The sequence below is a fragment of the Terriglobia bacterium genome (assembly GCA_020072815.1).
In the GTDB taxonomy this organism is placed as follows: Bacteria; Acidobacteriota; Terriglobia; order Terriglobales; family Acidobacteriaceae; genus Angelobacter.
Map to the genome: position 1 here is coordinate 199439 of JAIQGE010000004.1, position 25916 is coordinate 225354.

The window sequence follows — 25916 nt, forward strand, 5'->3', positions numbered from 1 at the left end:
TCCCGCATGAGAATCCTGCGCTGGGTGCTGCTGGTCGTGATCATCGGACTGATTGCCGCCCGGATGATCGTGCCCGGCATGGTGGAAGACAGCCACAACAAGGTCCTGCGTCCGGGGCCGTACCGGGCGTCACCGCAAGCGGAGGCCCTGCATAAGAAGTTGCTGGTCGCCGACCTGCACGCTGACAGCCTGCTGTGGGACCGCAACCTGCTCAAGCGCAGCACCCACGGGCATGTGGACATCCCGCGGCTCGGGGAGGCCAATGTGGCGTTGCAGGCCTTCACCATCGTCACCACCGCTCCAAAAAAGTTGAATATTGTCCGCAATTCTGACGACACAGACCAAATCCGCAACATAGCCCTAGCCCAGACCTGGCCACCGCGCACGTGGAACAGCCCCAAGCAACGCGCCATCTATCAAGCGGAAAAGCTGGAGAAGTTTGCAGCCAGCTCCGGCGGCAAGCTGGTGGTGATCAAATCGCGCGCCGATCTGCAAAACTTTTTGGCCACGCGCCATCCGGGGCAAGTAGCAGGATTTCTGGGAGCTGAAGGCGCACAGCCTCTGGAGGGCGACCTGGCAAACCTTGACGACTTGTACGCTGCCGGCATCCGCATGATGGCCCCAACGCACTTCACTGACACGGCGGTGGGTGGCGCCGCGGCCGGCATGAAGAAAAGCGGGCTCACCGATTTTGGCCGGCGCTGGGTGAAAGAGATGGAATCCAGAAAGATGATCATTGACCTGGCGCACGCTTCGCACGCCACGCTGGCCGACGTCACCGCCATGGCCACACGACCGCTTCTGATTTCCCACACCGGCGTAAAAGGCACGTGCGACAACAACCGCAACCTCACGGACGACGAACTGCGGGCCATTGCGCGCAGCGGAGGCGTGATCGGCATCGGGCTATGGGAAACCGCAACCTGCGGAACCGATGCCCGCGCCACGGCGCGCGCCATGGCCTATGCGGCAAAGATCGTCGGCGTGGAACGTGTGGCTCTGGGATCGGATAATGACGGCGGCACTACCCAGCCGTTTGACGTCACCGGGCTCGTGCTGGTCACCGAAGCGCTGATGTCGGAAGGCTTCTCCGAACATGACATCCAGTTGATCATGGGCGGCAACGTGGCACGCCTCCTGTTGCAGACGCTGCCGGACTAGCTGGCAACGCTTCCCTCCCATCGCCATCACCCCGCCGATGTGACCTTGGTGTGCCAACAACTGCGTTGCCTGCTGGACGCTCCCCGCGTCATCCGCTAGAATCGCCTTTTCACACGGCTTTCACGCGCTTCCGGGAGTCAGACAACGTATGGCACTGATCCAGTTCACCAGAAACCACACCGACCACTCCACTGACAAAGGCTTCCAGTTCGAATTCTTTTGCGACCGCTGTGGCAACGGCTTTATGAGCGAGTTCCAGGCCTCGGCGGCAGGCATGGCGGCCAGCGCCCTGCAAACCGCCGGAAACCTTTTTGGCGGGATCCTGGGCCGGGCCAGCTCCGGCGCCTACGAAATTGAGCGCGCCGTCCAGGGCCCGGCGCACGACAAGGCTTTCCGCGCGGCGATTGAAGAAGCCAAGCCCAATTTCCGCCAGTGTCCTAAGTGCACCAAGTGGGTGTGCCAGGCATCTTGTTGGAATGCGAAAAGGTCGCTGTGCTACGAGTGCGCGCCGGACGTGGAGACCGAACTGGCTTCCGCGCAAGCCCAGACCACCGTGGAACAGATGAAGCAGAAAGTCCAGCAGCAGGACCTGACCAAGGACCTGGACGTGACCAGCGAGGCCGCGGCCCTTTGTCCAGCATGCGGCGCGCGCACGCAAGGCGCAAAGTTCTGTCCGGAGTGCGGCAAACCGCTGCGGCCCAAGAACGAGTGCTCCAAGTGCGGGACCAAGTTTGAGGCTGGGACCAAGTTCTGTCCGGAGTGCGGCAACAAGGTCGGTTGACCCCGGCTCCGGCGGACAATTCAATGGCCGACTTCAACGGCAAATTCCAATATCTCGCGGCGGGCGGCGTGGTTTCGCAAGAAGGCGCTTGCCGCGTTCATTTTGACCGGCAAACCTTCACGCTGACTCCTGAATCCGGAGCTCCCATCGTCTGCGATCTTGGCGACGTGGACTCGATCGTCGCCGCCGACTGGGAAATCAAGCTGCCACTCTACACCGGCAACGCCATCCTTCTGCGCCAGTTCGGCAAGGCTTATGAAACGCTGAGTCACGACCTGCTCGAGTCTTTCCGGCAACGCACGCTGGAGTGCCTGTTGCTGGAAGACCTGGAAGAGATCGCACGTTTCGATGGAAACTTTGAACTGGCCGTGGCCGGTGCGCCGCCGCGTTCTGGGCCGGCCGAGTTTCGGCTCTTCAAGAGCAATCTGGGCGTCTTGCCCACGGCATCGCAAGGCTTTCAGTGGCGACTGGCTGATGTGGATGCGGTGAGTTTTGATCCCGCCACATATGCAGTCACGCTGCGGGCCGGCCCGGACATTCTCAAGGCCGGCAAGCTGGCCAAACGCACTGAAGAATTCGCCTCCAAAGTCAAGGACGCCATCAACGTCCTCGCTACGCAAAGCGCGCAGGCACTGCACGCGGCATTTCCGTTTCTGGATCCTGACCAGCTACAGGCGGCAGCCAACATTCTCCGCGAGGGCCGCTCCGCGCCTGTAACCAAACTGGCGGCCATCAACTCTAAGCTTCCGGCGGCGCTGGCTGCCAACGCCGTGGACAAAGACTTGAAACCTTATTACGACGACCTGCTGGCCCGCACCGCCAAAGACGCGCTGTACGCGGGTTTCAAGTTGATTCGCGCGGACGACGCCACGACAGACCAAAACGGCGGGGGCGAGTCGCCAGAACAGGAGAATGCGACGGGCACAGCGACGGCAGCTTCGACCGTTGGCGAAGAAGACGCCGCCCCCGACGCTGATGCCGGCGCTCCGGAGACGCTCTACTGGTTTTTCTTTCCGCTGGCTGCGCAAGCCGGTTCGGCCGAACTGGCCAACCCAGCGCAGCTTGCCAACCCAGCGCAGCTTGCCAATATCGTCGCGTGGGAGGCCAGCTCTCGTTCCGGACGAGCGACCTATTTCTTCCGCTTGCTGGATCCGTCGCAGGCCGGCCAGCTTCGTGATCCAGCGCGTTCGGCGGCAGCACTGGACGGGGCCGTCCGACGGCTGAACCGGGTGCTGGGCATGCTCAATTTCCGCCGGCGTCCGATCTATCTTTCGGACGACGACCTGGAACGCGACCCGAAATTTCATCGTTACGCCATCGCCGCCCGGCGCATTCCGGAGTTGCGCGAAGTCCGCGCCGCCTTCCTGGGCCGGGCCATCCATTCATCCCATGACGCCTGGCAGACGCAAGTTGCGGCAATCTTGGCGAAAGCCGGCCGGTAAGTTATAAACTCATTTGCGCCGTGCTGAAGCCGTCGCGGCGAACTACCTCAAGGAGATCCTGCGTGAAAAAATTTATCTTCGGGCTGATTCTCGGTTTGCTGATTCCGGCGGTGGCCGGCTACTGTTACCTGGCGTTCGGCTTCGCGCCCATCGCCACGTCCGCCAAGCCGATGCCGTTTGAACAAACGGCGGCGAACATGATCCTGCGCGCTCATATGAAGAAGGAAGCGCCGCAGAAGGACCCGCCGGTCCAGGCCGATGAAACCAACCTGACGCAAGGCGCCGTGATCTACAACGAGAACTGCGCTTTCTGCCATGGCCTGCCCGACCAGGCCGCTACCAAGGCCGCCAAAGGAATGTTCCCGCTGCCCCCGCAGCTCTTCAGCCATGACGAAATGGTCACCGACGATCCGGTGGGCAAGATCTACTGGAAGGTGAAGAACGGCATCCGCATGACGGGCATGCCGGGCTTTGGCGAAATGCTGACCGAGCCGCAGATGTGGCAGGTCAGCCTTCTGCTCAAGAATGCTGACAAGATTTCACCCGGAGTAAAAGGATCGCTAGGAAGGCCTGTGGTGGTGCAGACGCAGCCGGCCACGCCGGCGGCAGATGCGGGGCAGGCTGAGCATCACCATGACCACAAGAGTCACAAGGACTAGAGCGCCAAGGAATTTTGCGAAAGAGACCAGGTAACTACAAATTTTCGATTGGAAAAGGGAATCGCGGCTGCCAGCCTTTCACGCAATGCGAAAGCGGCAGCCGTCGTTGTCTTTAGAGCTTCTCGAAGAATTCGCAGACGGAGCACGAGATGAAGATGCCGCCGGGCGTGTTGCGCTCGCGGTCCTTCACCCGCTTGACGATGCGGGTGGGCTTGCCGCACTTGGGGCAATCCGTGCTCTTGGATGTGTCCATGATCTTCTTGCGATCTGCCGTCTTGGCGATCTTGGCCATTGTCTTAATACGCTCCTGGTTGATTGATTTTCAATTCTAGCATCATCCTGGCGGCGCGCTCCAAACCGGCTGCCCTGCCCCGCCAGTGCGCCTCACAGCACTTCGTCGGCTACTGGTTTTTCCGTCCTCAAGCAAATATAACCAAAGCATGGCAAGCCCAACCGCACAGCCCAACTCGCCGGCAGAGGAATACGCCGTCCGCCTCAGCCGCCATGAGGCGGCGGCCCGCGCGTTGCAGCGCCGGCATGAGTGGATGGGCTACGCCCGGCTGGCTGTGTTCCTGCTGACCGCCGCTCTAGTTTGGAAGATCGTCCGCGATGGCTCGCCTTCTTTTTATTGGCTCCTTGCCCCAGTGGCCGCGTTTGTCTTTCTGGGCGTGTGGCACCGGCGGATTCTGCAGGCCAAGGATCGTGCGCAACGCGCCGTCGCCATGTACCAGCGCGGGCAGGCGCGGATGGAAGACCGCTGGATCGGGCAAGGCGAAACCGGGGAGCAATTTGCCGATCCTCATCACCTCTACGCCGATGACCTGGACATTCTGGGCAAAGGCAGCCTGTTCCAGTTGCTCTGCGTGGCCCGTTCACGCATGGGCAAGGAATGCTTGGCGCAATGGCTGCTGCAGCCGGCGGGGCGCGAAGAGATTCTGGAACGCCAGGCGGCGGTGCGCGAACTCGCCGGAAAAACAGACCTGCGCGAAGACCTGGCTTTGGCCGGCGAAAGCGACGCGATCAACGCTGATCCAGCAAAGTTGCTGCGCTGGGTTGCGACTGCGGTTGATCTGGACTACGGCCGCTGGTGGCCGTGGGCGCTGGCCCTGGCGGCGCTGAGTGTAAGCGCGCTGAGCTATGCGCTAACCACTTTGGCCCTGCGAGGCAGCGCGCTGTGGACTCCCTTCCTGCTGACGCTGATCATCAACGGCAGCGTGATGTATGTGCTGCGTCACCGGCTGGAACAGCTGCTTAACGGGCTGGACCAAGCAAGCCACAACCTGGATTCCCTCGCTGACTTCCTTCGCCGCCTGGAAGCGGAAGCTTTTTCCAGCCCGCGCCTGCGCGCTTTGCAGCAGGCTTTGTTCCTCAGCGGACTGAAAGCCTCAGAGTGCATTGCCCGGCTGGACACGGTCACCGACCTGGCCGACTCGCGCCACAACATGATGGTCCGGCTGATTGACCTGCCGGTGATGTATTCCGTACAAGTGGCGCTGGCCCTGCAGCGCTGGCGGGCCAAGTACGGCGCCAACGTTGCCCGCTGGGTGCAGACGGTGGGGGAAATGGAAGCGCTGATCTCCGTCGCCACTTACAGCTACGAACATCCCCAAGACGTATTTCCGGAATTTTCCGCAGCTCAACAACCCGCAGGCCTGCACGGCGCTGAGTTTCACGGACGAGCGCTGGGGCATCCTTTGCTGCCGGCGGAGAAATGTGTCCGCAATGATGTGGCCCTGGGCTCGGCCAGCCAGATCCTGCTGGTGAGCGGCTCCAACATGTCCGGCAAGAGCACGCTGCTGCGCGTCGTCGGGATCAACACAGTGCTGGCGATGGCGGGCGCGCCGGTGCGGGCGCAGAGCCTTCACCTTTCGCCGCTGGCGGTGGGCGCCTCCATGCGCGTTTCTGATTCGCTGCAGCAGGGCGTTTCGCACTTCTATGCGGAGATCCAGCGGATACGGCAGGTGGTGGAGCTGTCATCGCAAGGGCCGTCGCTCTTCTTGTTCGATGAAATCCTGCAGGGCACCAATTCCCACGACCGCAAGATCGGCGCGCAAGGCGTGTTGCATACCCTGCTGGAAAACGGCGCGCTGGGGCTGGTCACCACCCACGATCTGGCGCTGACCGAACTGGCCGAAAAGTTCCCCGACAAAATGGTAAACGTACATTTCCAGGAAAAGCTGGCGGCGGGAAAGCTTTCATTCGACTACCTTCTGCGCCCAGGCGTGGTCACCACCAGCAATGGCCTGGAGCTGATGAAGTCCATTGGACTCGAGGTGGGCGAGTAGCGCCGATGAGCCGCCAGCAGGTTGAGCGATGAACGTCTACCCAAGGTGCTTGTACTGTTGCCGCCGCCCGCGGCTTTAAATTCCTGCGCATTGCATGTAACCTGATAAGGCTGAAATCACTCAATGCATGTTGGGTAAGAAAACTCTAAATTTCTCCCGAGGAGCTCCATGAAAAAATTCGTCATGATTTTGTTCGCCGCCCTGGCCATAAGCGCTTTCGCCGCCGACACCACTGTGAAGGGCCATCTGGTTGATTTGGCCTGCGCCCGGGAAGACGGCGCCAAAGCCGACTTCCCCGCCAAGCACAGCAAGGGCTGCCTGCAGATGGAGGAATGTGAGAAGTCCGGGTACGGTGTGATGACCCCCGACAAGAAAGTCATCGCGTTTGATGCCGCCGGCAATGCCGCGGCCAAGAAGTTCATCGCCGGCCTGCCCGACAAAAAGAAAGACGTCAAAGTCACCGTGACCGGCGCGGTCACGGGCGACAGCATGACGGTGACCAAGATTGATCTGCAACCGTAATAATTCTGCAAGCGAGGCCGGATGGGTTAAGACTTGTCCGGCCTTTGTAAATCCCAGATAACTGAATAGCACGATGGAAATTGTAAAGTTTTGGGACAAACTCGGGCTTAACCATCCTCCCTTTATCCACCCCGATGACAAGCCGGCGATAGAACGCCACAAACGCCAAGGTAGTGACCTGGCGAAATATGACTTTGATGGCTTCGTGAGAAGTACGCGATTTGGAGCGTTCGAAGATCATCGATTCCATCTCTCTCTGGTCCCCGTGCCCTACGCCGGGAATCTGGCGAAAGCCGACATTTTCATCCTGTTGCTGAATCCGGGGTTCGATTTCGTGGACTACTATGGTGAGTCGCGCGTCCTCGAGTTTAGGCAGCGGATCAAACAGAACCTCCGGCAAGAATTTGACGGAATTGAGTTCCCCTTCCTTTATCTTGACCCGGAGTTCTGTTGGCATGGTGGGTTTGTTTGGTGGGAAAAGAAGTTTCGCGATGTGGCCACAAAGATCGCAGCCGAGAAGTTTGGTGGCCGATATCTCGACGCGCTTCGAGATTTAGCTCATCGCGTGGCGGCTGTAGAACTCATACCGTATCATTCCATTTCATTTCGAGATCACGGATTACTGAAGGATCTGCCATCGATTAACCAAGCACGACGATTCGCCCAAGCCGAACTCGCCCCTCGGGCCAAAAAGGGTGATGTCACCATTATTGTCACGCGACAGTCTAAAGTGTGGGGTTTGGGCGAGAGTAAGTCACGGAACATCGTGCCATATGAGGGTGGGTTGACCAGAGGCGCCAGCCTTGGTTCTCTGACGCCTGGAGGGAAGGCGATCCTTAAAAGGTACGGGATCAAAGTCTGATGTCGCTCCGCCTGCGGCTGCGCTCCGGCCTGCGGCGCAAGGTTTCAAATTCTTTCTTCGCTTACCCAGCACTTATCCCTCAGCTCGCAACCTCGCATCGGGAACGTACTGGGCTACTATCAACCGCCCCTGGTGGGGCTGGAGTGTGGATAGGCGGGTAGTCTCTCATTCTCAGGAACGGAGACGTAGCATGCTACGTCTCTACGCGCAGATTTTGGCTGCCTGTGGTCCGCAGGATCTTTAGCCAATGTCCTCTTTCCTGCTTGCTATGGCGAACAAAATAGGTTATTATAGATGTATTTTCGTTATCGCCAAAGTGGCGACCAGGTGCGGCGAAGTGCCTGGCAGAGATCTTTGGAAGAAGCTGTCAGAAACCAGCATTCAGCAGTCAGCCAAAAGCAAAACCCGCAAAACATCGGATTTATCTCAAGGGACTCTAAAATCGTAAAGAATCAGATGGTTAGGATGGAATTTTATCAGTTAGTTAACAGTTGGGTGACCGTTGGGTCGAATGGCGCAAATGCCTTTGTTTGCAACAAACGTGTTTGGGGAGGGGTGGGAGTGGGGGTTAATCAAAAGGTTGATGGCGATACGGTTAATCAGTGGGCGGGAAATCGCACCGCCCGCGGGCGGCGACGCCACACGAGGTCGCAGTCATCGACGGCATCGCGCGGGGACCAGAAAACCGAACCCGGCGGCTCGTTTGACCCCTCCGTCCCGCTCTGCTAGCTTGTAGGGTTTGGCCCCCGTAACCGCTAACTTCCCTTTGCGTCCTCCGCGCCCTTTGCGGTGAATGAAGGGTTCATCAGAAGAAAGAGAGCTTTATGCCCGTTTTCAAATTCAAGGGCGTGGATTTCATCGAATTCGACTCCATGCTGAGTGAAGACGAACGCTTGGTGCGCGAGACCACGCGCCGCTTCGTCGAAGAGAACGTCGTTCCCATCATCGAGCAGTGCAACCGCGACGGCCGCTTTCCCCGTGAACTTGTCCAACCCATGGCTGAACTGGGTTTCTTCGGACCCAACCTGAAAGGTTACGGCTGCGCCGGAATGTCGAACATTGATTACGGGCTGATCATGCAGGAACTGGAACGCGGCGACAGCGGCATACGTTCGTTCTGCAGCGTGCAATCGTCACTGTGCATGTATCCGATTTACGCCTTTGGCAGCGAGGCGCAGAAAGAACAGTGGCTGCCGGCCATGGCCAAGGGAGAAAAGCTGGGCTGCTTCGGACTCACCGAGCCGGACTTCGGCTCCAACCCCAGTGGCATGCGGACCAAGGCCAAGAAGGCCGGCAAGGAATACGTCCTGAACGGCGAAAAGATGTGGATCACCTCCGGCACCATCGCCGACGTGGCCGTGGTGTGGGCCAAGTCAGAGGAACACAACAACCGGATTCGCGGCTTCCTGGTGGAAACCAACCGTCCCGGCTTCAAGGCGGACAACGTGCACGGCAAGTGGTCACTGCGGGCGTCGGTGACGTCGGGGTTGTCGCTGCAGGACGTGCGCATTCCGGAAGAAAACATGCTCCCCGGGGCCGACGGCCTCAAAGGCCCTCTCGCCTGCTTGAACCAGGCCCGCTACGGGATCGCCTGGGGCGCGATTGGCGCGGCCATGTCCTGCTATGACACAGCGCTGCAATATGCGAAAATCCGCAAGCAGTTCCGCGACCAGCCCATTGCCTCACACCAACTGGTGCAGGAAAAACTGGTGTGGATGATCAGCGAGATCACCAAAGCGCAGCTTCTGGCGCTGCAAGTGGGGCGGCTCAAGGACGCGGAAAAGGCGGGTCACCAGCATATCTCCATGGCCAAGCGCAATAATGTATGGATGGCCCTGGAGTGCGCGCGCATGGCGCGCGACATCCTGGGCGGCAACGGCATTGCCGACGATTATCCGGTGATGCGCCACATGATGAATTTGGAGTCGGTGAAGACGTACGAAGGCACGCACGACATTCACGCGCTGATCCTGGGCGAGCACATCACGGGGATCGGGGCCTTCTAGAAAAGCGGCCGTTAGCCGTTAGCCATTGGCTCTTAGCTATTGGTTCTAGAATGTTGGCGTTCGTGGATACCGAGCGCTCGTGAAATAGATCAAGAGTCCGAAATCTGGGTAGAAATCCCGCAGCGGCATTGTAGGGGAAGCATCCTCGGGGTCCTTCGACTCGCCCTCGTTCCGCGCAGCGGAACTCGGACTTGCTCAGGATGACAATCCCAGAAGCGGAACTGGGACTCGCTCGGGATGACAATCTCAGAGATGGTATTTGCTCAAAGGAATTTGGAGGCGCATATGGCGAGCCACGCAGCAGAGAAGACCACAGCCGCAAACAACCTGGAAAACATCATGGAATTTGAGCTGGCGCTGGAATTTGTCCGCGTGGTAGAAGACGCGGCCATTGCGTCGGCGCACACCATGGGCCTGGGAGACCGCCACAAGGCCGACCACGTGGCCACCGAGACCATGCGCGCCACCATGGAGAAGGTCCCCATGCGCGGGACCATCGTGATCGGCGAAGGTGAGCGCGACGAAGCTCCCATGCTGTACATCGGCGAGCAAGTGGGCGCGGGCTGGAAGGAAGGCTCCAGGTTCCCGAAAGTAGACATCGCCGTGGACCCGCTGGAGGGCACCAACCTGTGCGCCACCGGAGCGCCCGGCGCCATCACCGTGCTGGCGGCTTCCGAGAAGGGCGGCCTGCTTAACGCGCCGGATTGCTACATGGAAAAGCTGGTGGTCGGCCCGACGTGCAAAGACGTGGTGGACCTGGACGCGCCGGTGGCCGACAACCTGAAAGCCATGGCGCGGCGGCTGGATCGCGACGTGAGCGATCTGGTAGTGGTAGTGCTGGAGCGCCCGCGCCATCAGAAACTGATCGGAGAAATTCGCGCCGCCGGAGCGCGCATACAGCTCATCGGTGACGGCGACCTTTCCGCCGGCATCGCAGCGGCCGTGGTCGGGACCGGCGTGCATGCGGTGATGGGCAGCGGAGGCGCGCCGGAAGGCGTCATCACCGCCGCGGCCATGCGCTGCCTGAACGGAGAAATTCTGGCCCGCCTGGTCATCAACACTCCCGAACTTGAAGAGCGCATCAAAAAGATGGGCATCGCCGACAAGAAGAAGGTCTACAACTCCAAAGAGCTTGCGCCCGGCGACCACCTGGTGTTCGCCGCCACCGGCGTCACCGATGGCGCGCTGATGAAAGGCGTACGCTTCTTTGGCGAAGGTACGCGCACTTCATCCATCGTGATGACGCGGCACAGCGGCAAAGTCCGCTTCGTGGAGAGCATTCACCTGGCCAAGCGGCCGGATGTGAAGGTCAGGTTTTAAAAGAAGCAACTGCTCTCATTGGCAATTGGCCCAACCGAGAACGCTGCTACCAACTGGCCTCCGCTAACTGCTTTTTCGACGCATTGCTCGATCATGCAGGAACTTCGACTCTGCGATCCCGACCGGCGTCCCAACGAATGGACCGGGCTGGTTCATGAAGGTCAATACGCCGTCTTTCATTCCGACGTGCGCAGCGACATTGAGAAGAAGGCGGACGGCCACTTTCTCGCCGCCGGCGAGGACAGCACCTGCCTGGTCTTCGACTCCCTTTCTGAAGCTGAGGCCTATTGCGAAGCCAAGGTCAATGAGATTTCCAATTTGCGCTGTGATATCTACGACCACACCGGCAAATCCAAGCGGCCGATGCTGACCTATGTAAATAAAGTCCACGAGAAGGCGGACAACAAGCGGGCGCTGTTGGGCTGGGGCCTGGTGGCCTTGAGCTTGCCTTGTTTCTGGATCGAGTGGCACTCGCACGGAACGTTTCTCGTTCCCATGATTGTAGGCATCAACCTGGTGTTCGCCGGCTTGCGCATGGTTTACTGGGGCAAAGGCGGCTTGGAAAAGAGGCGCTCCACGCGTGAGCATTGACCAACTGATACTTTCGGTTGGCGCCATCCTGCTGGCCGCGCGCCTGCTGGGCTGGATCTTCCAATGCCTGGGGCAGCCGCGGGTGGTGGGCGAGATGGCAGCGGGCATCGCTCTAGGCCCATCTCTTCTGGGACGCTTCTTCCCTGCTGCATTTGCCTATGTTTTTCCTTCCGGATCGGTGCCGGTGCTCACTGCCCTGAGCCAGGTTGGGCTTGTGCTGTTCATGTTCGTGGTCGGCCTGGAAGTTGACTTCAAACGAATCCTGCAGCGGCGCCGTCTAGTAGTTCTGACCAGCAACGCCAGCATTCTTCTGCCGCTCCTACTCGGAATCGGACTGGCTACCGCCGTTTACCCGGAACTTGCTGGAGAGCACGCGTCGTTTTCTTCCTTTGCCCTGTTCATGGGAGTCGCCATGAGCATCACCGCCTTTCCGGTACTGGCCCGGATACTGCAAGAACGCAACCTGCTGGGGACCGATCTGGGGACTGTGGCCATCTCCTGCGCCGCCATTGACGATGTGAGCGCCTGGCTGCTGCTGGCCATTCTTACCGCCATGGTCCACTCCGCGCAGAGCTGGCATCATCTGGTGCTGACTCTGCTTGGACTGCTCGGGTTTGTGACTGTGATGCTGCTCCCGGTCCGGCGCGCGGCCGTCTATCTGGAAACGATGTATGAACGGCGCGGTGCGGGCGTCGGGTTCTTCTCCATTCTTCTTCTGATCATGCTGGCTTCAAGCTGGACCTCCGAGAGGCTGGGCGTGCATGCGCTGTTCGGGGCTTTTGTCGCCGGCCTGATCGTGCCCAAGAACAAACGGCTGATTGCCGAAACCACGGAAAGAATCGAATTCCTCACTCTTTCCCTGCTTCTGCCCCTGTTCTTTGCACTCACCGGCCTGCGCACGCGGCTTGATCTGCTCGCCGGTGGACGCATGTGGGGCTACGCCCTGGCGATTATCGCCATTGCCATCCTGGGTAAGCTGGCGGGAGCGGCCCTCACCGCGCGCGTTTCAGGAATGGCATGGAAAGACTCCATCGCGCTGGGAGTATTGATGAACACGCGAGGGTTGGTGGAGTTGGTGGTACTGAATGCAGGGCTGGAGTTGGGTGCTCTCTCTCCGGCGCTATTCACCATGATGGTAATGATGGCCCTGGCGACAACATTCATGACCGCGCCGATTTTGACGGCGATGAAAGTCGGGCAATTCAGCCGCGAATCCCATCAATGAACCCGAATCATAAAATCCAAAGCTCAATTCGCTTTTTTTGCGCGGAAATTCGCGGCTGACTTCTTCTGATCGCGGCCCTCTCACTGCGGCTTGATGGTAAAGCCTTGTTCGGTGAAATTGATCCGCGCAGGATCAATATGGGTGATAGCTTTCAGGTTGAGCCCGGCCAGTTCGCGCATGGCCTTGGCATTCTCCGCGTCGCCTCGCTTCTTCGCGTCCTGGTAGGTCAGATAGACCAGTCCGGTGTAAGACACCAGCATCTCATGCATCTCCTGCTTTTGCCGGTCTGTCATTTTGGCGAAGCTCTGGTTTTGCGCCATGGCGAAGACGATGGTTTCCCGCAACTGCACGAACTGTTCGTCCTTGGGGTCCGGCTTGCCGCGATACACCGTGGCGTTCTGGGCCAGGAAATAGCTCAGGGCAAAGGCCAGGTCGTTGGGTTTGCCCAGCTTCACGGCCTGCTTGTCGAACTCCTGAAAAAGCGTGGTCAAGATGGCGGAAACCTGGTCTTTTTGTTGCTGCGTTTTTCCCAGCGTGTCCACCAGTTTGGGGGCCAGCAGTCGCGTGCCGGTTGGATGGAACCGCAACGCCGCTTCCGTGGTCTGGATGCTTCTCTGTGACGGCGCGGACGCGGACGACGAAGCGGCGGCCCCAGAGCCCTGGGCCCCCTGGGCCTTTTTCTGCTGGGCTTGATAGACAACCCAGTTGCTCCAGGTGCTGTTGGAAATGGAAGCGGCCACCGGGTTGGTGTAATTGATGCCGAAAGAGCCCGTGTACTGGGCCTGGGCCGCGACGGGCGCCAGGAAAAGCAACAGAAGGGATACGCTCAGGCCGGTTATGCTGCGTGCTTGAATCTTTTTTGACGAAATAGAGGCAAGGCTGTGCTGTGCGTCGTGCGCTCTCATGGATCTCCTCCAATAATATGCGATCGGCCGGGGGGCCAGGATCGAGCACTGGGCGCCGACGCGTCCCTTACGGTTGATATTTTCTCATTGACCCCGGCCAGCGCGGAAGTAGGGCTGTACAAACTTTTCGGCGCGACTGAAACCGGCTCCTCACCCGAGACCACCGGCTTCAAGGGGTTTGGAGAGGGCACGTGAGAATCGTCTTCTTCTCTCGTGAAGCACAAGGTCCCTCCGGCCTACTCGCGCGCTGGCAAAAACGCGCGCTCGTCTAACGTCCGTCGGGATGACGGTTCATTAAATTAGTAGTTCTCAGTGTTCTCTTTATCTTGGCCCTCGCGGCATGGGCGGCCAGTTCCTGGCATTGCCCTGGAACAACGCTTTGGCCGTCTCGTGGCGGGCCGGGCCGTTGCCGTCGGCGATGGCAAAGCTGGCGGGATGCTCCGCCGGACCCGACCACAAGGAAACGCCGGCGTAGGCGCCGTCCTTGCGCAGGATGTAGAAGTGCATGCTGACGTAAACCAGCTTGGACATGTCGCCGTTGTAATTCCGCACCACGCGTTTCAGGGCGTCCATGCCGGCTTCCTCGGGTGACATGCCGTGGCGCATGTTCTCCACGATGGTGTGGGCTCCGGCGACCTTGATGTTCTCTTCACCGCTGCCCGTTGCCCCGGCCGCGCCTATGTCCTGGTCGCAATAGCAGCCCGCGCCGATGATGGGCGAATCACCGCACCGTCCTGCCAGCTTCCAGGCCAGGCCGCTGGTGGTGGTCACGCTGGACATCTCGCCTTTTTCGTTCAACGCGGAGCAGTTGATGGTGCCGGTGGGCGGGTAGAGGACTTTCTGGATGGCGTCCAGCCGGCTTGCTTCCGGAATGCCGATCTCGGCGGCCAGCGCGTACAGCCGCTGGACGGGCTGCGGCTGGTCTGCCAGCGAACTGGTCTCCAGGTTGGCCGGCAATTTCAGATTTGGATCGGCCAGCCCTGGGCCCCACCAGTCGCGGTCAGAGTGGTACTCCTTCCACAACTGCCATATCTTGCGCGAATGCTCAGTCAGCAGGTTTTCTTTGGGGAAACCCATCAGCTCGGCGAATCGCGTGGCGCCCTGGCCCACCAGCATTACGTGGCCGGTGTGTTCCATGACTGTGCGCGCCAGGGAGGCGACGTTCTTGATGTCGCGCACGCCGCCCACCGAGCCCGCGCGCCGCGTGGGCCCGTGCATGCAGCACGAATCCAGTTCGACCACGCAATCCTCGTTGGGCAGGCCGCCGAGTCCAACGCTGTCATCTTCAGGATCGTTCTCCGGACCGGAGACCGTGGTGATGGCCGCTTCCAGCGTGTCCGCGCCGGCGAGAAGCTTCTTGTAACCGGCTTCAAGATGATTGCCCCGCGACGTGATTCCGTTGGCCGCTGAAATCATGATGTTTTTGGGGCGGTCCATGCGCGGGACTTGCTTGCTGGGGTTGGGCATGTGCACGGGCTCGCCCGGCTTGGCGGTCTGGCCGGCGGCCAGCGTGGCGGACGTGACGGCCAGTCCGGAAAGAAAATCTCTGCGCTTCATGGAGCCTCCGTTTTCTTGAAAGCGAGGAAACGCAGAAGGATAACACTCAGCCGGGAGAATGTAGAGCAGATTTACCGCGAAGGTCGCAAAGAGCGCAAAGGAGTTGGGGCGCAGACTAGGCTAGTCGGCAAGAACCTAGCCAGCGATCGCGTGCAGTAAGATTCCGAAATCGTTCAATGGCCGAATTTGCGTCGCGTCCTTTGCGTCCATTGCGGTGAATGACTAGAGCTACACCGCCAATTTCCCCGGTGTGCTTTGGTCGCCGCGGAAACGCAGCAGTGCGGCGACGCGTCCGGCTTTTTCGAGTTCCGGGTCGCTGTCAATGAAGCGGATTTCCGCGCCGTTGCGCAGCGCCAAACCGACCAGCGTGTCAGAGACGTCAGCGAGCGGGTGCGTTGCCTGGCCGCAGACGGCGCACTGGGCGACCATGCGAGTGTCCAGATGGCGGCAATTGCCGCACTCCACGGCTTCCGCGGTGAAGTCGCGGCTGACCAGCAGCGTCTGCACCTCCTGGCGTTCCAGGGCGGTGAGCACGTGGCGCAACCCTACGGCGCCGCGGGCGTTGCGCTGGGCTTCGCCAACCACTTCCCGAATCATCTCCTGCTGCTCGGCGATCTTCCGCTTTTCCAGGATGCGCAGAGCAAACTCGCGGACTTCATCCGGCGTGGCGGCGATAGGATCCAGCAGGAAGCGTCCGGCCAGCCGGCCTTTCAGATAAATCTTCAGGTGCGGCTCCATCTCCGCCCAGGCGTCCTCGCGGCAGCCCACCAGCAGGATTTCCAGCTTGTCGCGATTCATGAGCGATTGCAGCGATTCGGCGAGCATGCGGTTGTGGTCGCTCACTTCCTTGTCCATGCGCCGCTCGCGATGTCCGGCGTCGTAACCCATGTAGCCGTCACTGCGGCCGGCTTTGGGCAGCGGACCAAACTCCAGGTCCGACTTCTGCTTCAACACGTCCTGCGCCAGCTCAAAGATGCGCGCCTTCTTGCGGTCTACCAGGGCGACGCAGGTATGGGGCACTCCGGATTGCGCGGCCACCAGCGGCTTGAGATGGAAGCGGGAATTCACGGTGATCTCCGAGCGGCCCAGCCGCGCCGGGACGTCAAGTTCGCGCCACAGCCCCTGCTCGCGGCAGGCGAAAATCACTTTGCCGCGTGAGTGGTTGCCGTGCAGGCCTTCAGCGGCCTGCAAAATCTTCTGCAAGTCTTCTTTTAACGACGGATGATTGCCATTGCGCTCGTCCTTGCGCAGGGCTTCGCGCACCAGGTCTTTTACCAGGATGGCCTCTTCACGGTGCGATCTGTCCTGCGGCGTCTGCGGCTGGAAATAAAAACTAACAGCACATCCTTCTTTGGATTCAACTTGAGCAAGTTGAAGAAGTTCTTCACGCGAGATCATTTGCTTTCCTCCTGGTCTGCGGACACTGTTGACTAGCGGGGGAAACTGCGGGGTCAGGCGACGCGCGAGCGGCCCAGCAGGCTGCGGCGGAACTCATTTTGCTCCGGTAATTTCCGCTGCACCCGTTCGCGCGCGTGGTGGATGGATTGTCGGACCAGGTCCGGAGCGCGGTCCGACAAGCGGGCGATTTCGTCCACGGTGAAACCTTCCAGCGTGTACAGGACGAAGGCCTCGCGGTCCTGCGGGCCCAGCCCTAGCAGCACCAGGTTCAACTGGGCCACCATTTCTTCACTGGCAAAGATTTCTTCCGGCGTGCGCGCGCTGCGGTCGCGGATCACGCTTTCTTCGGAAGTGCTGTCATCCGGCTGGTGGAATTGCAAGCTGTTCTCGTCACTGCCGGTCACGTTCTGGGTCCCGGCGGAGGAGTCGAGAGAAACAGCGGCCGTATCGGCATTGGAATGGACCAGCCGGCGGATGGCCAGCATGGCCAGCCGGTGGAACCAGCTTTCGCGCGGCAGCCAATCGGCGCGCGCGTCCTGTTCCTGGTCCTGGGACAAGGCGCTGACCATGACCTCGTCAATCACTTCTTCCGCGCTGATCTGGTCTTCGCGAATCTGTCCGGCAAGCACGCGGGTCCGCAGCTCGTGCGTCACGAAACGCTGCACCCGCTCCATGTTGGCGCTGACCCAGTCGGCGCTGACCCAGTGCGCCACATCGCCCGGCGCTTCAGGCCCAGCCGGGACGCGAGATGCCTCGGGGGCCGGCACAGCGAAAACAGCGGGCGCAGCGGCGGCGTTGGCGGCGCCCTGCTCGCGCGCCGAGCGGCGCGATTTGCCCGTCCACTGGCCGCGCAGCAGCTCCTTGTGTTTGGTGAGCTGGGCCACCAGGTCGGCAAATGCGCCCTTCACCGCGGTCAACGGCCTTTCGCCCGGCTTCTGGGCGGTCATTTGTCCGGAGGGCAAGCGCAGGTTCAACGACACCACGGTGCTACGTCCGTTCACCGGCTCAATAATGGCGTGCAAATGAATGAGGTCAGGCTTGAAGACGTGCAGACGTTTTTGCAGTTTTTCTATCTGGTGCTGGAATTCGCGTTCGACTTCAGGAGTCTTGCTTGCCTTGTAGCTCAAATGAACGTTCATGTGTGCCTCGGCGTTGGGAGTCAATCCCACCAGAAGGTCCGTAGGCCCTCAATGCTTGCGCAAATTGTACACCTGCCACTAAGACGCTTTTGGCGAATTCAACGTTGCTCAGAAAAATAAGTTACCGATGTACTTAAGACTGCTTGCATCGCGAAGAATATTGTGAACTGTAAAGGGCTTGAGCGGCCATTGAAGTGCTAGCGGACGACGGGGAAAGGCGTCGGGTGAAGGTGATTACGGAACATGAATCTGCCAAGGTCCGAGCGGTGCGATGGTCTGTTCGCTTGAACCCTAGCTGCGATTGATCATGGCGGCCACATATCCTGCGCCGAAGCCGTTATCAATGTTGACCACGCTCACGTTGGACGCGCAGGAGTTCAACATCCCCAGCAGCGCCGCCAGGCCGTTGAATGAGGCCCCGTAGCCGATGCTGGTGGGCACAGCGATCACCGGCACGCTCAGCAGCCCGCCCACCACGCTGGGCAGCGCGCCTTCCATCCCTGCGCACACAATCACCACCCGGGCCTGGTCCAGCACGTTCCTGTTCGATAGCAGCCGATGGATGCCGGCGACGCCCACGTCGTAAAGGTGCGCGACCTGGTTGCCCATGACTTCGGCGGTGACCAGGGCTTCTTCCGCCACTGGAATGTCGCTGGTTCCGGCGGAAACCACCACGATGGTCCCCTTGCCGTAAACCGTCTTATCGCAATTGAGGACGATGGCTTGCGCCAGCTCGTGATATTCCGCTTTCGGCGTGAGTTTCTTGACGGCGCGAAAATGCTCACGGTCAGCCTTGGTAGCAAGCACGTTGCCGCCGTGGGCCGCGAGCTTCTTGAAAATCTGCGCGACTTGTTGGGGCGTCTTGCCGCGCGAGAAAATCACTTCCGGCATGCCCGCGCGCAAGCGGCGATGATGGTCAACTTTGGCGAAGCCCAAATCTTCAAAAGGCATGTGACGCAGGCGGGCCACCGCTTCGTCGGGCGAAAGCGCGCCGGCGCGGACCTGGGCGAAGAGTTTTTTGAGCGAGGTGGCGTCCATGTTGGAGATTGGTGATTGATTTAATTTGGTAATCGGGTAAGTGCAAACCGTTCCGTATTCAAATTACCCAATTACCAAATTACCAAATTACTCAATCCGTACCTAGTTCTTGTAAGCTGTTAGCTCATGGCAAATCCGCCACTCACCGGGCAGACCCTCACCATCGCCGCCACTGGCGCGAGCGGCGCGATCTTTACGCGCGCGCTGTTGCTGGCGGCGGAGCGGGACGCGCGCGTCGCGGCAGTCAACTTCATTGCGTCCGATAATGCTCTGCGGGTGTTTGCCGAAGAACTCAAGATCAAGGGGCGCGCCCACCTGGTGCAGCAGTTGCTCGGCAGGAAGCCGGCCAAGATTCATCAGCAGAACAACGACGACATCGGGGCCAACGTCGCCAGCGGATCCTATCCCACCGACGCCATGATCATCCTGCCGTGCAGCATGGGGACGCTCGCCGGGATCGCCCACGGCATGGCGGCCAACTTGATCCAGCGCGCGGCCGACGTTTGCCTGAAAGAAAAACGGCCGCTGCTGCTGTGCGTGCGCGAAACGCCGCTCAACCTGATCCATATCCGCAACATGGCAGCCGCGGCGGAAACCGGCGCGACGATTTATCCGCTGATCCCCACGTTGTACAACCATCCCAAGAATTTTGACGCCATGGCCCATCAGTTCGCGTGCCGCGTGCTCAAGTTTATCGGACTGCCGCAGAAAGATGCGTACGTGTGGGGAAAGTGACTTTTCGTGCAAAAGATTTTCACCACGGAGGCACGGAGACACGGAGAAAGTCAAATGAGAGCAACACGGGGCTTATTCCTTCTGGGATTTCTCTTCTTGGCGCCGTTGGCTGTTCCTCAAGCCAAGCCGCCCAAAGTATTGCTGCAAATATTGCATTGCGCCGAAACGGACAAATTCGGCTTGCTGCAGCCAGTCGCAAAGCCGGACGGCATACTTCGGGTAGCATGGGCGCACAAAGTACGTACTGAGCCCTATGTGGATGAATTCTTCATTGTTCTGTACAAGTCGGCGACAGAAGGCGACATCCTGGTCTATTCACGTGAATACGCCAAAGGGAAGGTGGAGTTCCATCTCGATAACAATGCCGGGTTTGTGATCAGGCCGGATAAGGTTGAACTTATTGATCCTCTGTGGGGCATGTGGACACGGGATAACATCACGCGAAACGTCAAAAGGGCCATGCGCGGGCCGACATATTCGATCCCGGTCAAGACAATCGTTGCTCCCCTTCGAAATGTTGGCTGCTACTCTTATCCGGATCCTTAGTCTTCTCCGTGTCTCCGTGCCTCCGCGGTGAAGGCGTTCCGGATTACCTCGATTGCCGGCTTCTCCAGGTTGAACTTATCCAGTTCGTCTTCGCGCGCCCATTCCACGGCGGCGGCGTCGCCCCCGGCGCATAGTTCGCCGCCGGTCACGCGGCAGAGAAAATCAATCAACACGTAGTGATAGTGGGCGCGGCCTTCAGCGTCGCGGATGATGCGGTCCAGAACTTCCAGCACCTCGCCGGCGGTGACGATGAGTCCGGTTTCCTCTTTTGCCTCGCGCTCAACGGCTTGGCGCAAGGTTTCTCCGGCTTCCACTACGCCGCCGGGCAGCGACCATTCGCCCAGCAGCGGCGGGCGTCCGCGCTTGACCAGCAGGACGCGGCCTTGGTCCACGATGACGGCGCCCGCGCCGACGATGGGCAACTCAGGATATTCGCGCTTGATCATTCTTCTGTTTCGCTCACGCTCACGTTGGTTGCCTCGCGCTCATGGCTCAAGCGAAAAAAAAGAGCGCGGCTCGACGCTGGTGAACTTCCATCCTGCGGCGGTCTTCTCCGCGGTCAACGTGAGGCGAGCGTGCTTGCGTGCGAGAAGGGAGTTGTCGCGGGGCTCGGCTTCCATCTCGGCATCCACCAGGATGGTTGCGTGTTGCTCTTCGCCGACGGCTTCGACCAGATTCAAATGCACGCGGATGGCTTCGGTGCGGGTGAACAAGCCGGCGATTTGTTGTTTGAAGTTCTGGCCGTTTTCCATTTTGGCCAGGTCAAAGGCGGCCAGCATTTTCTTTGGGCTGCGGCCTTCAAGGCCTTCGCGAATTTGGCGGAGGAGGTGGGACGCGATGCGGGCAATGTCGTTGTCCGAGGCTGTGCTTTTGTCTTTGTCTTTGTTCTGGGCGAACATCGGCAACGACGCGGTGACAATCAGCGTGAAGGCGAACAGCGCAGGTGCTAAAGCCGGAGGGGCGAAAGAGACCTTCAACAGTTTCGTTCTGCCGGCTTCAGAAATATTTCTATCTTTCACGTTCTCCGCCTTCTGGCCCGTAGAACATGACCCAGACCGCCAAGTCGCTGGAGAAATCTTCAAAGCGATGGGCTTCACCGGCGGCGGCAAAGAGCACGTCGCCAGGAGTGAACTGCACGCGCTGGCCTTCGTTGAAAAACCAGCCGCTGCCGGAAACCACAACATAGAGTTCGTCGCGCGTGTGGGGTTCCTGGGTGTCCACGCCGCGGGGAGTGTAGATCTCCACTTGCAGGGTGCCGTAGCGAAACATCTGGGCGAACAGGTTCCCTTCCCGGCTGGGAATGGCGTTGAGCGCGTCGCTGAGTTTGAGATGCCTGACGGATGGATACTCCATGCTCGTCTCCTCTTGTGTATTCATCTATCTTGCTGCGGCCGTATTAGCAACGCCAGAGCTTATGCCGCTAAAAGTCCAGGCTCTTGCCCCACTCGTCGGCGAAGACGGTCCGCGCGGGTTCAAAGCGGCCGGCAAAACCTTTGTCCGCACCGTTTCTGTGGCCAATGGCCAGAAACGCCACCACGCGAATGCGAGCGGGAATCTTCAACAGGGCCTTGACCTTGTCTTCTTCAAAACCTTCCATGGGAGCGGTGTCGTAGCCCAGCGTTTCCGCCGTCCACATCATGGTGGTGAAGGCGATCATCACATGGCGGTTCACCCACAGGTCCACGCTGGGGGCCAGCCCGCCGGACGTACCCGGATTCCCGCCCAAAAATCTCTGCACCGACGCGCGGTCTTTGTCGCGCTTGGCGTCGTCGCCATAGCCGTGCTCACGTCCCAGGCGCAAGGATTCTTCCAGGTCGCCATTCTTCCAGCCTTCGGGATCGCCGCAGGCGACGATCACCGCGCTGGCTTCCTCCACTTTCTTCTGGCCAAACGCCGCCTGGCGCAATTTCTTTTTCTGTTCGCGATCGCGCACCACCACGAATCGCCAGGGCTGCAGATTGTAAGCGCTGGGCGCGGCCAGTCCGGCGCGAATGATCTTCTCCAGGTCGGCGCTGTGAATGGGGACTGCTTCAAAGCTTGGCGTGGCGCGGCGTTCCTGGACCACTTGACTGAGCAATTTTTCTCCCGCGACCCTGGTCATGGCGATACCCCTTGCTCTTCCGGCGAAACAATTCTTGCACAGCGCCGCGTTCTTTTTACAGAGATCACTCGCCTTAGAATCCACAACGCCACGATTCGAGGATGCTAGTTTTCGGTAACAAGCTGTGTGGCAAGAAGCCGCGCGATAAGAAGCTGCGCAGTGCAAGCTGCGTGGCCAGAAGCAGCGCGGCCCGGTTAAGATAGTCGGCGAAGATAAGATCTTCGCCCAACGTGCCGCGTTCCCTCAAAGCCCATCTTCTGCTGGTATTGATCACCCTGGTCTGGGGCAGCACCTTTGTGCTGGTGAAGCAGGCGCTGGCGGAATCGTCTCCGCTGCTGCTCAACGCGGTGCGCATGTCGCTGGCGGCGGTGGTGCTGGCCGGGTATTACCGGCGCGACCTGGCCAAGGTGGACCGCCCGGCCATTCTTGCCGGCTGCGTCGTCGGCATGTTCCTTTTTCTGGGTTACGCACTGCAGACCACTGGGTTGCAACACACAACACCTTCCAAGTCGGCATTTCTGACCGGCGTTTCCACGGTGCTGGTGCCGTTGCTGCTGGTCACATTCTGGCGGGCGAGGATTCATCCGTGGCGCGTGGTGGGAATTGCGCTGGCGCTGTGCGGACTCTTCCTGATGACCGTCCCCGGCGGGCGCCAGGGACTGGCCGACTTTGCCCACGTGAATTTCGGCGACGTGCTGACCATCGGCTGCGCGTTCGGCTTCGCTTTCCAGATCATCTTTCTGGGACGCTCAACCCAGCGTTTCCCTTTCGAGCAGATGGCGGTTTTGCAGATCGCTGTGGCTGCGCTGCTGATGAGCGTGGCGTCCCCGTTTTTGGAGCGGCCGCACATTCACTTTTCGCCGACGGTGCTGTACGCCATCCTCATTACCGGAGTTCTGGGTACGGCCGTGGCGTTTACCGTACAAGCTTGGGCGCAGCAATTCACGCCGGCCACCCATACCGCACTGATTTTCACTTTGGAGCCGGTGTTTGCCTGGGTCACGTCCTATCTCTATCTAAAAGAACGACTTGGGCTTCGCGGCGGGGCCGGGGCGCTGCTGATTCTCAGTGGTGTTCTGGTGTCTGAACTGCTGGGCGCGGTTTCCCGTCCAGACGTCGCCGTTCCTGATCCGGAACGGGGCCCGGAGCCCGCGAACGGCCCCGGCGGCGCTGGCCTGGGCGGATAACGCAAACCGCAAGTTCTGCGTCTAATAGTTTGCACTCACCTGAAACAAGAGCGTCGCCACGACAAGTTTCCATTCTATAATTTTAGTGGTGCCATTGCCCGGAGGAAGAACCCAGTATGAATTCTCGTTTTGCCGCTTTGATTGCCCGGATGAAGAACCAGCAGGCGCTTTCCACATTGGTAGTTCTGCTGACGTTGACTGTGGGAATCCTGATTGGGACCGTGCTGAGCCGGGGCGGCGTAAAGGGATACTCTTCCAAAGCAGGGACGGCATTCATGCCGATGCAGTCCCCGCAGCAGTTGAGCAACACCTTTGGCCAGGTGGCCAAGCAGATTGAACCGGCGGTGGTGAACATCAGCACGGAATCCAATCCCCGGCCGCGGCGCCGCGCGCGCGGCAACAACCGCAGCCAGGACGGCAACGATCCTTTCCAGGATTTTTTTGACCGCTTTTTCGGCGGCGGCCAAGGCGGCGGCAACGGCAGCAGCGACGATGATCAGAATCCCTTTGTCTCTCCTGACGGTCCCGGCAGCCGCCAGCGATCGCTGGGCTCGGGCGTGATCCTGGACAGCGACGGCTACATCATCACCAACTTGCACGTGGTGGACAAAGCCGACCGCATCCGCGTCAAGCTGATGGACGATCCGCCGGGCGTACTGCATGACGCTAAAGTCATCGGCTCCGACACCGAGACCGATCTGGCGGTCATCAAGATTGATCCTCCCAAGGACAAGCCGCTGGCCAAAGCCAGCCTGGGCAACTCTGACGCCATGGGCGTGGGCGATTGGGTGCTGGCCGTGGGCAGCCCCTTTGATCTGGAGGAAACCGTGACCGCGGGCATCGTCTCCGCCAAAGGACGCAACTTGCGCGGCGGACGCCAATTCCAGTCGTTTATACAGACGGACGCTGCCATCAATCCCGGCAATTCCGGCGGACCGCTGGTGAACATGGCCGGCGAAGTCATCGGCATTAACACCGCCATTTACACCCAAGGTTATGGCTACCAGGGCGTGGGCTTTGCTCTGCCTTCCAACGTGGTCAATAACGTCTATCACCAGTTGAAAGAAGGCAAGGAACACCGCGTGGAGCGCGGTTCCATCGGCGTGGTGTTCAACCAGGCCACTCCGGCGCTGGCGCGGATGTACGGCGCCAAAGGCGTCACCATCTCCGGCGTCACTGCTGGAGGCCCCGCGGAGAAAGCCGGCCTGCAACCGGAAGACACCATCACGCAAGTTGACGGTAAGCCGGTCAAGTCCGGCGACGAGCTGGTGGGTGTGATTTCCGCCATCAAGCCAGGCACCAAGATCGCCGTGGATTACGTCCGCAACGGCCAGGAAAAACACGCCAACGTTGGCGTGGCTGACCGCGCCAAGCTGTTCATTGACAGCGCGGATGCCGCGCAAGACGTCTCCGCTGAAGAGCCTAAGCCGGTTTCCTCCAAGCTGGGTGTGACCGTCCATTCGCTCAGCGACGAGCAAGCCGAGCAAATGGGGGTGACTTCGACTCGCGGGGTCATGGTCACGGAGGTCAAGCCTGACTCCTTTGCCGACGACATTGGCCTGCGGCAAGGTATGGTCGTCCTGAAGGTCAACCGCCAGTCGGTGAGTAACGAAGAAGAGTTCAAGAAAATCACTTCGCAGCTCAAAAGCGGGCAGGATGTGGTCTTCTTCGTACGCCTGCCACGCAACGCGGGTGGCGGTAACATCTTTGTTTCCGGTACTCTTCCGTAACCCGGGCCCTACAAATATCCCCTAGCGCCGGATTGCCGAAACATGGCATGATGTCGCGAGCGCTACTTCTGTACTTGAGGTGAAGGTTTTTGCGTTTTCCAAGCTGGAAGTTGTTTATCATCAGCGTGTTAGCTTACGCCCTGGCCGGCGTCAGCCAAGCCCAGACGGCGGCTCCCAAAGCTGCGGCCAGTCCGTCGGCGAGCAAACCGGCGTCCACGAAGGGAAAGACAGGCTCGCGCAAAAAGGGCAAAGGCTCCCGCCGCGGCGCCTGGAAACGCAAAGGACAACAGGCGATCAAGCCGGAACGCGTGACTGAAATCCAGGAAGCCCTCATCCGCGAGAAATACTTGACCGGCGAACCCAGCGGCAAATGGGACGCGCGCACCCAAGCCGCCATGACCCGCTATCAAGCCGACAACGGATGGCAATCCAAAGTCACCCCCGATTCCCGCGCCCTGATCAAACTGGGCCTGGGGCCGAATTACTCCCAGGCACAACTGCTCAATACTCCCACCAAGAGCGGGGCCGTCGCGGCGAACACCAGCGGTGAATCTGGCTCCAGCGGGGCACCAAAACGCTGAGAGCATTCGGCAATTGGTAGTTTGGTAATTGTTCCAACGCAAACCTTAGAGATGGGAGAAAGCCTCGTCTGCTTGAGCTTCTGTCTTGAGGGTTTTCAAATTACCCGATTACGAAGTTACTCAATTACCAAATTCAGTGAGCGAA

26 protein-coding genes are annotated in these 25916 nt (G+C 59.9%); 16 read left to right on the forward strand and 10 right to left on the reverse strand.

Features of this window, described 5'->3' with window-relative positions:
* Nucleotides 1–6 precede the first annotated feature (6 nt).
* The 4 genes from LAO20_07240 to LAO20_07255 all read left to right on the forward strand — a co-directional run bounded on the left by LAO20_07240 (nt 7) and on the right by LAO20_07255 (nt 4043).
* Nucleotides 7–1161: a membrane dipeptidase gene (locus LAO20_07240; protein ID MBZ5531208.1), complete on the forward strand. Its 1155-nt coding sequence runs from the start codon at nt 7–9 to the stop codon at nt 1159–1161.
* 148 nt (nt 1162–1309) lie between these two features.
* On the forward strand, nt 1310–1942 hold the full coding sequence (locus LAO20_07245) for a zinc ribbon domain-containing protein (protein ID MBZ5531209.1): 633 nt from the start codon (nt 1310–1312) through the stop codon (nt 1940–1942).
* Between the two features lie 23 nt (nt 1943–1965).
* Complete coding sequence (locus tag LAO20_07250; GenBank protein MBZ5531210.1) at nt 1966–3384, forward strand: hypothetical protein; 1419 nt, start codon at nt 1966–1968, stop codon at nt 3382–3384.
* A 62-nt stretch (nt 3385–3446) separates the two neighbouring features.
* Nucleotides 3447–4043 carry a cytochrome c gene (locus tag LAO20_07255; protein MBZ5531211.1) on the forward strand — a complete coding sequence of 199 codons (597 nt, stop codon included), beginning with the start codon at nt 3447–3449 and terminating at the stop codon, nt 4041–4043.
* A gap of 112 nt (nt 4044–4155) precedes the next feature.
* Here LAO20_07255 and LAO20_07260 read toward each other — a convergent pair whose 3' ends face one another.
* On the reverse strand, nt 4156–4335 hold the full coding sequence (locus LAO20_07260) for a hypothetical protein (GenBank protein ID MBZ5531212.1): 180 nt from the start codon (nt 4333–4335) through the stop codon (nt 4156–4158).
* 148 nt (nt 4336–4483) lie between these two features.
* Here LAO20_07260 and LAO20_07265 point away from each other — a divergent pair, with 148 nt between their 5' ends.
* The 7 genes from LAO20_07265 (at nt 4484) to LAO20_07295 (ending at nt 12854) form a co-directional block, all read left to right on the forward strand.
* Nucleotides 4484–6328, forward strand: a complete 1845-nt coding sequence (locus LAO20_07265; GenBank protein MBZ5531213.1) for a mismatch repair protein — start codon at nt 4484–4486, stop codon at nt 6326–6328.
* 168 nt (nt 6329–6496) lie between these two features.
* Complete coding sequence (locus tag LAO20_07270; GenBank protein MBZ5531214.1) at nt 6497–6850, forward strand: hypothetical protein; 354 nt, start codon at nt 6497–6499, stop codon at nt 6848–6850.
* Nucleotides 6851–6923: 73 nt separating this feature from the next.
* Nucleotides 6924–7712 (forward strand): hypothetical protein, encoded by a 789-nt coding sequence (locus tag LAO20_07275; GenBank protein ID MBZ5531215.1) that lies wholly within the window; start codon nt 6924–6926, stop codon nt 7710–7712.
* A gap of 824 nt (nt 7713–8536) precedes the next feature.
* Nucleotides 8537–9718 (forward strand): acyl-CoA dehydrogenase family protein, encoded by a 1182-nt coding sequence (locus LAO20_07280; GenBank protein ID MBZ5531216.1) that lies wholly within the window; start codon nt 8537–8539, stop codon nt 9716–9718.
* Between the two features lie 339 nt (nt 9719–10057).
* On the forward strand, nt 10058–11038 hold the full coding sequence (glpX, locus tag LAO20_07285; protein MBZ5531217.1) for a class II fructose-bisphosphatase: 981 nt from the start codon (nt 10058–10060) through the stop codon (nt 11036–11038).
* 93 nt (nt 11039–11131) lie between these two features.
* Nucleotides 11132–11629, forward strand: coding sequence for a hypothetical protein (locus tag LAO20_07290; protein MBZ5531218.1), 498 nt, complete (start codon nt 11132–11134; stop codon nt 11627–11629).
* Nucleotides 11619–12854: a cation:proton antiporter gene (locus LAO20_07295; protein MBZ5531219.1), complete on the forward strand. Its 1236-nt coding sequence runs from the start codon at nt 11619–11621 to the stop codon at nt 12852–12854. Before LAO20_07290 ends, LAO20_07295 begins: the two co-directional genes overlap by 11 nt.
* An 80-nt stretch (nt 12855–12934) precedes the next feature.
* On the opposite strand, the gene LAO20_07300 is transcribed toward LAO20_07295, so the two are convergent.
* The 5 genes from LAO20_07300 to larB all read right to left on the reverse strand — a co-directional run bounded on the left by LAO20_07300 (nt 12935) and on the right by larB (nt 18891).
* Nucleotides 12935–13759, reverse strand: a complete 825-nt coding sequence (locus tag LAO20_07300; GenBank protein MBZ5531220.1) for a hypothetical protein — start codon at nt 13757–13759, stop codon at nt 12935–12937.
* Nucleotides 13760–14080: 321 nt separating this feature from the next.
* On the reverse strand, nt 14081–15316 hold the full coding sequence (locus LAO20_07305; protein ID MBZ5531221.1) for a N(4)-(beta-N-acetylglucosaminyl)-L-asparaginase: 1236 nt from the start codon (nt 15314–15316) through the stop codon (nt 14081–14083).
* Nucleotides 15317–15544: 228 nt separating this feature from the next.
* A complete protein-coding gene (locus LAO20_07310) occupies nt 15545–16714 on the reverse strand; it encodes a hypothetical protein (GenBank protein MBZ5531222.1) in 1170 nt (389 codons plus the stop codon).
* Nucleotides 16715–16767: 53 nt separating this feature from the next.
* Nucleotides 16768–17853 carry a sigma-70 family RNA polymerase sigma factor gene (locus LAO20_07315; protein MBZ5531223.1) on the reverse strand — a complete coding sequence of 362 codons (1086 nt, stop codon included), beginning with the start codon at nt 17851–17853 and terminating at the stop codon, nt 16768–16770.
* A gap of 291 nt (nt 17854–18144) precedes the next feature.
* Nucleotides 18145–18891, reverse strand: coding sequence for a nickel pincer cofactor biosynthesis protein LarB (gene larB, locus LAO20_07320; protein MBZ5531224.1), 747 nt, complete (start codon nt 18889–18891; stop codon nt 18145–18147).
* A gap of 126 nt (nt 18892–19017) precedes the next feature.
* Here larB and LAO20_07325 point away from each other — a divergent pair, with 126 nt between their 5' ends.
* Both LAO20_07325 and LAO20_07330 read left to right on the forward strand, forming a co-directional pair.
* Complete coding sequence (locus LAO20_07325) at nt 19018–19626, forward strand: UbiX family flavin prenyltransferase (GenBank protein ID MBZ5531225.1); 609 nt, start codon at nt 19018–19020, stop codon at nt 19624–19626.
* 54 nt (nt 19627–19680) lie between these two features.
* Entirely contained in the window at nt 19681–20172 is a 492-nt protein-coding gene (locus LAO20_07330) for a hypothetical protein (GenBank protein MBZ5531226.1), read from the forward strand.
* On the opposite strand, the gene LAO20_07335 is transcribed toward LAO20_07330, so the two are convergent.
* From LAO20_07335 to LAO20_07350, 4 genes are all read right to left on the reverse strand, one after another.
* Nucleotides 20169–20615 (reverse strand): NUDIX hydrolase, encoded by a 447-nt coding sequence (locus LAO20_07335; protein MBZ5531227.1) that lies wholly within the window; start codon nt 20613–20615, stop codon nt 20169–20171. The genes LAO20_07330 and LAO20_07335 overlap by 4 nt on opposite strands.
* Nucleotides 20616–20657: 42 nt before the next feature.
* Nucleotides 20658–21191: a hypothetical protein gene (locus LAO20_07340; GenBank protein ID MBZ5531228.1), complete on the reverse strand. Its 534-nt coding sequence runs from the start codon at nt 21189–21191 to the stop codon at nt 20658–20660.
* The gene (locus LAO20_07345; GenBank protein MBZ5531229.1) at nt 21181–21525 is read right to left on the reverse strand and encodes a cupin domain-containing protein; all 345 of its coding nucleotides are present in this window, start codon (nt 21523–21525) and stop codon (nt 21181–21183) included. The genes LAO20_07340 and LAO20_07345 overlap by 11 nt, the downstream gene beginning before the upstream one ends.
* 67 nt (nt 21526–21592) lie before the next feature.
* Nucleotides 21593–22273, reverse strand: a complete 681-nt coding sequence (locus tag LAO20_07350; protein MBZ5531230.1) for a nitroreductase family protein — start codon at nt 22271–22273, stop codon at nt 21593–21595.
* 353 nt (nt 22274–22626) lie between these two features.
* Here LAO20_07350 and LAO20_07355 point away from each other — a divergent pair, with 353 nt between their 5' ends.
* The 3 genes from LAO20_07355 (at nt 22627) to LAO20_07365 (ending at nt 25771) form a co-directional block, all read left to right on the forward strand.
* Nucleotides 22627–23460: a DMT family transporter gene (locus tag LAO20_07355; GenBank protein MBZ5531231.1), complete on the forward strand. Its 834-nt coding sequence runs from the start codon at nt 22627–22629 to the stop codon at nt 23458–23460.
* A 116-nt stretch (nt 23461–23576) separates the two neighbouring features.
* Entirely contained in the window at nt 23577–25190 is a 1614-nt protein-coding gene (locus LAO20_07360) for a Do family serine endopeptidase (GenBank protein MBZ5531232.1), read from the forward strand.
* 140 nt (nt 25191–25330) lie between these two features.
* Nucleotides 25331–25771: a peptidoglycan-binding protein gene (locus LAO20_07365; GenBank protein ID MBZ5531233.1), complete on the forward strand. Its 441-nt coding sequence runs from the start codon at nt 25331–25333 to the stop codon at nt 25769–25771.
* Nucleotides 25772–25916 lie beyond the last annotated feature (145 nt).